The following is a 10,333-nucleotide window of genomic DNA, read 5'->3' as shown; positions in this document are numbered from 1 at the left end:
GTACAAGTAGCAATGATTCGGTTAATGCTTAAAAGACTGGCTTAACTGAATTGTTTAATACTTTCCAAACATCCTCTAAGCGTTACCTCCATAAGCTTGATGCATTTTGCTGAGAGCATTACTATCTATATTAATGTGAAATATTTCAAAATACTGTTGCCATGCTTCTTTCTCCAAACCTTTCATTGAATAGGATTTAAAAGTTTGAAGACGCTTCAACGTATGTTCCTGAATTTGCTCACGGCTTGTAATTAAAGTAACTGACTTTACATTATGATGTGCTAGTACAGTTAATAATTCTATATAATAGCTCTGCTGGGTTTTTATAAACTTACCATTTATCAAAGCAGGTTCAAGGTTATCAATCAATACACCAATTTTTCTAATTTGAAGCTTGGTTTTTAATTGCTCCAGCATAATCATAAAATTTTCTTCTGGATTCTCATTAAAACAATCTCTAAGCTTGAGCCTTAACCAATCTTGTACTGAGTTTAAATTCTGAGGTGTACTTCCTACACGCAGTTTAAGGCACTCTAAACCTTGAAGCTCAAACCATTTTGTAGCCAAGGTTGTTTTACCTATACCGCCCTCTGCATGAATTAAGATAACCTTTGCACCTTCGTTAACTAGTTTATCGAGGTGTGCGATCGCTTCCTCACGCCCCACAAAATCAGAGTTGTTGGATATTGATACGTTAGAGACTGACTCTTGAGGTTGAGATTGTACAGTTGATTGAGCAAAGATTCTTGTTAGTTCACCCAGTTCAACCCCCAAAGCAACTGCTATTTTTTCAAGTGTGGTTGGTGTAGGATTAGCAGTTTGTCCAGTTGCTATCTTGCTAATGACGCTTTTATCCAGACCAGTTACTTGCTCAAGTTTGTATTGGGTAAACTTCTTTTCTTTGAGTAATTTTTTAAACGCCTCTCCAGCTTCCTTATTTTTTTTAGCTCTTGTCACTGGGCATAAACCTCTATGTCTAAACTTGTTCAACGGTTGCACGTTCAACTAGTTGCACAACTACAACTATTCAAATTTTAGAAGACAAACAAAACTAGTTAATAGCAACTAAATCCATCAGTTTAAGGAAGATTTGATATGAGTCACAATAATTTACAGCAAGAAGCAATTCAACTTGAGTTACTTAAAAAAACTTTGCACGGTTGGCAGCCAGCTTTTCCAGTAGTTCAAAGCTATGAATGGTCAACCGATCGCCTGGAACATCACTTCGACATTTCACGCCAAGAGTTATACAAAATCAGGAGTAAACCCCATCCTTGGCGTTCCTCAATTTTGGTTTTTTTACATCTTGGAAAAAATAAATGGCGGGTTTACAGCCTCAACCCAATACAAATTCCGGGATAAGTTAAAAGTCCTTGCCTAAAAATGCGATCGCATTCTTCTTTCTGCAATTAAGCGATCGCCTTTGTCATAGATTTAATGTATAAATATATACTTTATATTGATAATACAAAAATCTTTATTAAAAATTCCCAAGTTTTAGTCACAATAGGTTAATCGTAAGTTGAGTAATATTGGTAACAATACTACAAAAAATCATTCTGAAGATGAAGCTGTTATTTATTATTGAGGGATGGACTACACCAAGTGAAAAGCGTAGGCATCGCCAACATCGACCTCTTGTAGAATGAGTATGTTGTCTGTTCCACAACAAAATGTCATGTAACTTAGCAATAATGGAGCGATGCCTACGGCCGGGTGCGGCTACGCTGTTATTTTTGTAGTAATTGCGGTTCAAGCGGCAATGCGCTACATATTAGCGTGTTTTACTATCGATTTGTCCACCCAAAGACAGTAGATCAAGTTTTGTCTGAATAACTATAAGGGATTAAATAGCTCTGCTTTCCAAAAAGTTGAAAAGGAACAGATTTTTATGACATTTGATTATGATTTGTTTGTCATTGGTGCTGGGCCTGGGGGATTGGCAGCAGCTAAAAAAGCAGCTAGTTATGGCGTTCGTGTTGCCATTGCCGAACAAGAAGCCCTTGGCGGAACTTGTGTTAATCGTGGCTGCGTTCCCAAAAAACTAATTGTTTGTGCTGCTGACTTCGCCCTGCAAAATCAAATGGCACAGACTTATGGGTGGAGTGATTGCCCGACATACTTTGACTGGACATTATTTATTAAATCTGTATACAAGCATCTTGACACCATCAACGAATTCTATTCTCAGCAATTACACAAAGCTGGAATTGAAATAATTTCTGAACGTGCCAGTTTGATTGATGCCCATACTATCAGTATTGGCGATCGCCAAGTTACAGCAGATAAAATTTTAATTGCTGTGGGCGGCCAACCCCTAAAGCCCAATATCTCAGGTATAGAATATGCCATCACATCCCGCGAGATGTTTCAGCTACCTTATTTGCCGAAACGTTTGACAATCATTGGCGGTGGCTATATCGGTGTAGAATTTGCCAGCATGATGCAAGCTTTTAGCTGTCAGGTGACACTGATTGAAAAAGAAAAGATGATTTTGTCGGGGTTTGATGATGATGTTCGCTCTCATGTGCAACAAGCTTTGAGTAAACGCAAAATTAAGTTATTCACCAATACCACCGTTCAAAAAATCAAATATTCAGAAGAGTGTTTGCTGTTAACTATTAATAGTGAAAGCCGAGAAATAGTTGCAGCAGATACTATTTTAGTTGCCGCAGGTTACACCCCAAATACTAAAAATCTCGGTTTGGAAAATGCCCATGTTGAAATTAATGAACATGGTGCAATCAAAGTAGATGAATACAGCCGCACCAATCAAGAAAATATCTTTGCTGTCGGTGACTGTACCAGCCGCATCCAACTATCTCCTGTAGCCAAGGCAGAAGGTATTGCCTTTGCCAATACGGTTTTTGGCAACAACCCACAAAAATTAAATTATGATTATGTCCCCTCTGCTGTTTTTTGCCGTCCAGAAGTCGCCAGTGTGGGCATGACCGAAACCAAAGCCAGAGAAAAATATGGTGCAGCTGTAAAATGCTACTACAATGAATTCCAACCACTGTTTTATCAACTAACTGCAAAAGATAAACAAGCAAGCATCAAGTTAGTAGTAAATGGTGACTCTGACGAAATTTTAGGCGCTCACATGGTGGGTGAAAATGCGGCAGATATCATTCAAAGTCTTGGTGTTGCAATTCGCAAGGGCATTACAAAGCACGATTTAGATGAAACAATAGGTATTCATCCCACAGCAGGAGAAGAATTTTTGTCTTTGAATTAAGCTGTTCTGCATTTAAGTTGCACATTGACTCGATTAGATTGTTGACTGTTGACCGTTAACAGTCAACAACAACTACGCTAATGTAGTTAGAACTTACGCAGCAAGATTATTTGTTGTGGTCGGGCATAGGGCGTTTTTTCTTGCCCCATGCCCAGCCCAAACTCTTAATTTTTCCTTTACCATAGGTAAGCCATATCAATCCCAAATCCCAAATTTAAAATCTAAAATTCATTCAAGTTGTTTCTGACGATCTTGCTGGGTAAGATTTTGTAGTAATGTTTAATTCGTCTAAAGTACTCATCGATGAGTCATTTTGTTGGGTGGGATATCCGCTTTGGGGATTTATTATGCTAGTGGCTTCAAGAGCTTCCACAGTTTTTAGAGCCTCTGATGCAGACTGATATCGTTGTTTGAAGTCATCCTGCACCATTGTAGTGAGAATCTTAACTAGAGAGTCACTCACCTGGACTCGATCGCTCCATTTTATCTGTCCGTCAGCATCCCTTTCTAACTCACGCGGTGTGATACCAGTTAAGGCTTTAATTCCAAGCATACCCACTGCATAGATATCACTACTGTATTGTGGGCGACCCAAACATTGCTCGGTTGGCGCGTAACCCTGAGTCCCAATACCTATGGTGAAGGCAGTTTGCTCTTGAGGTTCTAGCTGTTTGCCTGTGACTTCTTTAACTGCACCAAAGTCAATGAGTACGAGTTTTCCGTCTGAGTGTCGCCGGATGATATTGCTAGGTTTAATATCCCGGTGAATCACATTGTTTTCATGGACAAATGTTAATGTTTGCAATAAGTCTTTGATAATTTTGATTACTGCAATTTCTTCAATTGCTCTACCTGGTGGCAATTCATGATTCAGAGGATGACCAAGTATGTATTCTTGTATTAAATAAAATTCTTCATCTTCTTCAAAGTACGCTAAAAGTTGGGGAATTTGCGGATGATTTCCCAATTTTTCGAGTGTTTGTGCCTCGGAATTAAATAAACGTCTGGCAAGTTGCAATCCTCCTGGTTTGGTGTTGCTTGGTTTTAATTGCTTGACAACACATCGCGGGTTCCCAGGACGTTGGGTATCTTCAGCAACATAGGTTTCACTAAATCCCCCTGCACCCAGAACTTTGATAATTCTGTAGCGCAGAGCCAACATTTTTCCTGATAAAGCTAAATCTCGCTCTTGAATTAGATCTTGCAGGTCATCTTGTTGACTGATGATTTCTTGGACAACCGGAGAAGTTTTATATTTTTGAAATATATCTACTAATTGACGTTTTCTAATGTTTTCTCTCACCATTGAGGTTCCCAAGTAACTCAGTCCGCAACAAACGATGGCCACCATTGGGATGCTAGTGGGGAAAATTAATCCATCGGAAACAAACAAACCATAGCTAATTCCTAGCCAAGTACCAGATAAAACTAAACTATAGAGAAATCGATTAAGACTATGCTTATTTCTACTAATAATTAATGCTGATGTGCCTACTAAAATTAACACAAACAAGCCACGCAATGGCAGAGTTTGAATTTCTTGGGTAATGGCTTTACCTGTCATTAAAGTGGCAATGGCATTGGCATGAATTTCTATCCCCGACATTGGTTCGGGACTCTTACTAGCTGCTACTGGATAATAATCATTATTTAATTTATCTGTTGAACCAATCAAAACAATCTTGTTTTTGAATACTTTTCCCTGTTGTAAATAAGTGTTCCAATTTTCTGGATCTAGTACGTGCCAAAATGGTATTTGTTCAAATGTTCCCGCAGGGCCCCAAAAATAAATACCATCGCCTTTTGGTTGCGGATAATTTAGTTGTGCTGCCCTCAGTACTGCTTCATCAAAGGCAGGTAGCCTATTTGTAAATAAATTTTCTTGATCTAATAATTTGGGAAACTCACTCGCCAATCGGTGAACTTTTCCATCCACCTCCAAAGGAAAATTAACTGAACCAATGGAAACTGACTCTGTGTGAAACATCTGTTGTGGTGGTGTCAGTTGCGTAAACGATCCTTGGTGCGTCTCGAAATTTTCGTAGAGGGCTGCTAAAGCAACTTTGCTACCATATTTTTTCAGTGTTGCTTGCAGTTGGCGATCGTCATTAGGGCCATAACTACTCGGTGTATCAAAAACAAGACCTAAGCCTACACAACGAACACCTGCCTTCATTAATTTTGTAATTACCTGGGCATATGCAGCACGTTTATAAGGAAAAGATTTCAGTGTTTCTAGGTAGGCGTACTGTTGCGCATCTGTTTTATAGTACTGTTCTGGAACTGATATTGACTGATCGTCTATTGCTAAAATTACAATGTCTTCTGGAGGGACAATCGGCCCTCGTACTTGAAAAAAATGAGAAAGTACCTGATTCTCCATCAATTGAACTAAATCCCAACCAGAAGCAGTCAGTACTGCTGCGCCTATTGCCCAAGTGCCGGCTAGTAGATGACCTAAACGAACTATCCACCTAGACTGTCGTGCTGCTGTTGTAGACGTGACTTTTGTAGGTTTACTGGGCAGTCTGTTGGCAGCAGAGACAGAGTTTTTGGTTAAGGTAGATGTAGATTCTTCTGCCATATCGTGTTACTGATTGATTTAAGTCCAACATTTTTATTTATTCAGACCACCTTCTAACTACAAACACATTGAAATAAGACTTAAAATGTTAATCTTATACATTTGTAAAGTATCTTCTATTCATCAAAAAACTTCGATTACCAAGATTAGCCCCCAAGAAATTATTTCTCAGGCACTATCTAAGTTATTTCTTGTCTGTTAAGCGAGTGACATAAGAGTGATTGTCCCACACATCGGAGCTAATATACTCTGCCTGTACACTTGTTTACTGTGAGATTTTACCTCAAACTAACCAACAGGTATACTCTCAACTCGGTGCTTTACCAGCAAGTGTTACAACTGTGTCTTCTATCTTTGGTGCAACTATTGGTATCCTCCAGAAAGTATGTCCTGATACTAAAACTTTACTTATAGATAGGCATCAACTTATATTCTCCCGCAAGCTTATGCCATACCTCTTTAGTAGTAAACTTTAGTGTTATACAGCTATGAATGCTGTTAACGGGTCAATTTTATTGGTAGATTTTGATTACAGGGTGGCTCTTGCAGTAACGGAGGTGAATAAGGCTTAGCACCCAAGTTCTCGACTCTAATGTTGCAGCCGTTTTTATCCCTTGAAACAGGTAGCATCAACGCTATAGATGAAAAGCTACTTTATAGATATTAGCAAACAAGGCATTTGAAAATTGCTATAATCTATTGTTCCATCTAAATTCATTTATATTATTAGGTGTAAATTTGTATGGGTTCTCCAATGAATCGTCTGTCTATTTTTGTAGACGGAAACAATATGTTCTATGCTCAACAAAAAAACGGGTGGTTTTTTGACCCGCGACGAGTCTTAGAATACTTCAAACATGAGCAGTCAGAAACAACATTAATCAATGCATTCTGGTACACTGGCTTAAAAGACCCACAAGATCAACGAGGTTTTAGAGATGCTCTAATTAGTCTAGGATATACAGTTAGAACTAAAATTCTTAAAGAATACTATGATGATACTTCTGGTCGTTACTCACAAAAAGCTAATTTAGATATTGAAATTGTTGTCGATATGTTCAATACAGTAGACCAGTACGATCGAGTGGTATTATTTAGTGGTGATGGTGATTTTGAAAGAGCAATAGAACTATTACGTTCCAAAAATACACATATTACAGTAGTATCTACAGAAGGAATGATTGCTAGAGAACTACGGAATGCTACGGATAGATATATAGATTTAAATGATATCAGAGATCAAATAGAAAAAACCGATGGCTAGTAGATTTAACAATTATTTACAAAGCTAAAAGTAAAAACTAAGTTTGAAAATATTTCGATCCAAAAGTAAAAACTAAACAACTAAAGTGCAAATGACAACTAAAACTGATAAAATCCTGATTTTTGATACTACATTGCGAGATGGAGAGCAGTGTCCGGGAGCAACCCTGAATATAGACGAAAAGTTAACGATCGCCAAGCAATTGGCAAGGCTGGGCGTGGACATAATTGAAGCGGGGTTCGCCTTTGCTAGTCCTGGAGATTTTGAAGCAGTTAGCAAAATTGCAGAAATTGTAGGGACAGAAAATGGGCCTGTAATTTGCAGTTTGGCCAGGGCAATTAAGGCAGATATTAAAGCTGCTGCTGAAGCATTAAAACCAGCAGCTAAAGGTAGAATTCACACATTTATTTCCACTTCAGATATTCATTTAGAATATCAACTGCGAAAGACAAGAACAGAAGTATTAGCCATCGCCCAAGAAATGGTAGCTTATGCTAAATCCTTTATGGCAGATGTAGAATTTTCGCCGATGGATGCAGCTCGTTCCGATCCAGAATTTTTATATCAAGTTTTAGAAGCTACCATCGCCGCTGGTGCAACAACAATTAATATTCCCGATACAGTTGGTTACATCACCCCCAGCGAATTTGGAGCGATGATTAAAGGCATTAAAGAAAATGTGCCCAACATCGACCAAGCGATTATTTCCGTTCACGGTCATAACGATTTAGGCTTAGCAGTTGCTAACTTTTTAGAAGCCATAAAAAATGGCGCGCGGCAATTAGAATGTACGGTTAATGGTATTGGCGAACGTGCTGGAAATGCATCATTAGAAGAATTAGTGATGGCGTTGCATGTGCGGCGGCAATATTTTAATCCTTATTTGGGAAGACCAGAAGAATCTCAAGAATCCCTGACAAATATTGACACCCGTGAAATTTATAGAACTTCACGTTTAGTTTCTAATTTGACAGGAATGTTAGTGCAACCAAATAAAGCGATTGTTGGGGCGAATGCCTTTGCCCATGAATCAGGCATTCACCAAGATGGGGTATTAAAAAATAAACTCACCTATGAAATTATGGACGCCCAATTGATTGGCTTAACAGACAATCAAATAGTTTTGGGAAAACATTCAGGCAGAAATGCTTTTCGTACCCGGTTGAAAGAATTGGGTTTTGAATTGTCAGATAGCGAATTAAACAAAGCATTCGTTAGATTCAAAGAAGTTGCAGATAAAAAGAAAGAAATTTCCGATCGCGATTTAGAAGCCATCGTTAACGACGAAATCCAACAAGCGCCAGATTTATTCCGTGTAGAACTAGTGCAAGTTTCCTGTGGTAGCAACGCCCGTCCCACCGCTACAGTAACTCTGCGTACCCCAGAAGGCGAAGAATTAACCGATGCAGCCATCGGTACTGGGCCAGTGGATGCAGTTTACAAAGCAATCAACCGTGTAGTAAACGTACCTAATGAATTGATTGAGTTTTCTGTGCAGTCAGTAACAGCAGGTATTGACGCCATAGGCGAAGTGACAATTCGTTTGCGTTATGAATCTAGAGTATTTTCTGGTCATGCAGCGAACACAGATATCATCGTGGCATCAGCGCAAGCTTATGTAAACGCCTTAAATAGGTTGTATGCAGCATTGCAAACTCAAGAGAAAGCAGAAGAAGTATCTGCACAGAAAGTCTAAAAAACTTCTGTCTTGATTTGCAGTTAATTGAAAAGTGTAAATAGGGTAGCACAGTTGTGTTACCCTATTTATTTTTCTGCATCCTGAATTCTGAGTTCTACCTATTATGAATATTCTTTACTTTGTATATTTTCTGATTTACCTAATATCCAGAAAATTTTATTCTGAGAACGGATGTTTATTATCAATCAAATTGTATGGTTAGCGAGAAAACCGCAGGATTGCCACTTTGGGTACAAGATAGAGATGTAGTCATTGCTAATGATGAAGAAGTACAGTGGCGAGAAGGGAAACGTCCAGATTATTCCCTCAGCAATGAAATTCTTGAACAAGAGAAAAAATTTCATCATCCAGAAGGTTCTTTAGAAGCGATCGCTGAAAATTTAGTCCGCACTTTTGAAATGGAAGCTTCTCATAAATCTAATCCCCAACAGTGGCTTTCCATTGTTATTGATAAATTTAAAATGAGTAGCAATGGCGGAGAAAACTATACTGCTCAAGATGTTGCAGAACAAGGTACTTATAACTTATTTTTAGGTGAAAGCGAGCAGTACAGTTCCAAATCCGAAACCTTTGAATCTTCCTTTGAACTTTTTCATACAGCCTTTCCTAGTGGCTTTTTTTGGGAATTAACAGAAGTGCTTTCCGGGCCGCCTAGTGTTACCTTTAAGTGGCGACATTGGGGAACATTTAGTGGTTCTTATAAAAATTATGTACCTACTGGTGAAACAGTAGAAATGGTAGGAGTTAGTATTGCTCGTGTCACTGATGATTTGAAAATTGAGTCTTTAGAGCATTATTTTGATAACAATGCTTTTCTGCAAAAATTAACCAGTGGTGGTTGTCCTTTCCATTCCTAATTTTGCTTTAGTTGTAGGGTGTGTTATGCCGGAGGCTAACGCACCACCATCAATAATCTATGATGAGCTACGAAATCTATAGCACACCATACAACTTGGAGATTTTTTTATTGAAAGTTTTCTAGCATATTCCTGCATCATAAATTACAGGAGATTGCAACTTGATGAGGTACAGATAATCGTAGGGGCACAATATATTGTGCCCCTACCCGTGTACTTCATTTACCCGAAATACGCTGTATTAATTTTATAATGCTTGATTTTGCTCAAATTATCAAGTTTGAATCTAAGTCTTAATTAATTCTGAATTCTGAATTCTGAATTCTTCCTTAGAACTTAAACGTATCATGATTCTTTCCGGCTCAGTCAAATTTTTAAAACCATAACGGCGATAGAGTCCATGAGCATCTCTTGTACCTAACATCCACCTTTCAACATCTTGCAATTCTGGATATTCTAAAATATATTCTACAAACCATTTGCCTAAACCCTGTCCTCGGTAAGGCTCCAAAATAAAAACATCTTTTAATAACGCAGAAGTCGCATAATCGGTAATGACTCTGGCAAAGCCAATTTGTTGTTCGCCTTCATATAATCCAAAGCATAAAGAATTTTTGATTGATTTTTCTACAATCTCTAATGGGATGTTTTCCGCCCAATAAGAAGTTTGTAAAAACCCATGAATCATTTG

Annotated in this window: 8 protein-coding genes; 5 read left to right on the top strand and 3 right to left on the bottom strand. The window is 38.3% G+C overall.

The features are described from left to right. Window positions 1–75: 75 nt before the first annotated feature. Window positions 76–957, bottom strand: coding sequence for a helix-turn-helix domain-containing protein (locus tag GNE10_RS25630; RefSeq protein WP_185567866.1), 882 nt, complete (start codon window positions 955–957; stop codon window positions 76–78). Window positions 958–1,095: 138 nt separating this feature from the next. On the opposite strand from GNE10_RS25630, the gene GNE10_RS25625 reads away from it, so the two are divergent. Beyond that, complete coding sequence (locus tag GNE10_RS25625) at window positions 1,096–1,362, top strand: hypothetical protein (protein ID WP_185567863.1); 267 nt, start codon at window positions 1,096–1,098, stop codon at window positions 1,360–1,362. Between the two features lie 529 nt (window positions 1,363–1,891). Then, window positions 1,892–3,238 (top strand): glutathione-disulfide reductase, encoded by a 1,347-nt coding sequence (gene gorA, locus GNE10_RS25620; protein WP_185567860.1) that lies wholly within the window; start codon window positions 1,892–1,894, stop codon window positions 3,236–3,238. A gap of 232 nt (window positions 3,239–3,470) precedes the next feature. On the opposite strand, the gene GNE10_RS25615 is transcribed toward gorA, so the two are convergent. Then, window positions 3,471–5,822 (bottom strand): CHASE2 domain-containing serine/threonine-protein kinase, encoded by a 2,352-nt coding sequence (locus GNE10_RS25615; RefSeq protein ID WP_185567857.1) that lies wholly within the window; start codon window positions 5,820–5,822, stop codon window positions 3,471–3,473. A gap of 742 nt (window positions 5,823–6,564) precedes the next feature. Here GNE10_RS25615 and GNE10_RS25610 point away from each other — a divergent pair. From GNE10_RS25610 to GNE10_RS25600, 3 genes are all read left to right on the top strand, one after another. Continuing rightward, window positions 6,565–7,086 carry an NYN domain-containing protein gene (locus GNE10_RS25610; protein WP_096535107.1) on the top strand — a complete coding sequence of 174 codons (522 nt, stop codon included), beginning with the start codon at window positions 6,565–6,567 and terminating at the stop codon, window positions 7,084–7,086. Between the two features lie 91 nt (window positions 7,087–7,177). Beyond that, on the top strand, window positions 7,178–8,782 hold the full coding sequence (locus GNE10_RS25605; protein ID WP_099067090.1) for a 2-isopropylmalate synthase: 1,605 nt from the start codon (window positions 7,178–7,180) through the stop codon (window positions 8,780–8,782). A gap of 197 nt (window positions 8,783–8,979) precedes the next feature. Continuing rightward, window positions 8,980–9,642 (top strand): ester cyclase, encoded by a 663-nt coding sequence (locus GNE10_RS25600; RefSeq protein WP_185567854.1) that lies wholly within the window; start codon window positions 8,980–8,982, stop codon window positions 9,640–9,642. Between the two features lie 286 nt (window positions 9,643–9,928). Here the strand turns inward: GNE10_RS25600 and GNE10_RS25595 are convergent. Next, window positions 9,929–10,333, bottom strand: a 405-nt coding sequence (locus tag GNE10_RS25595; protein WP_185567850.1) for a GNAT family N-acetyltransferase, incomplete at its 5' end; no start/stop codon positions are given.

Origin of the sequence: Nostoc sp. 2RC (genome assembly GCF_014222165.1) — a bacterium.
Classification (GTDB): domain Bacteria; phylum Cyanobacteriota; class Cyanobacteriia; order Cyanobacteriales; family Nostocaceae; genus Nostoc; species Nostoc linckia.
The sequence above is the reverse complement of the archived record's forward strand: the minus strand, read 5'-3'. Positions and strand labels throughout refer to the sequence as shown.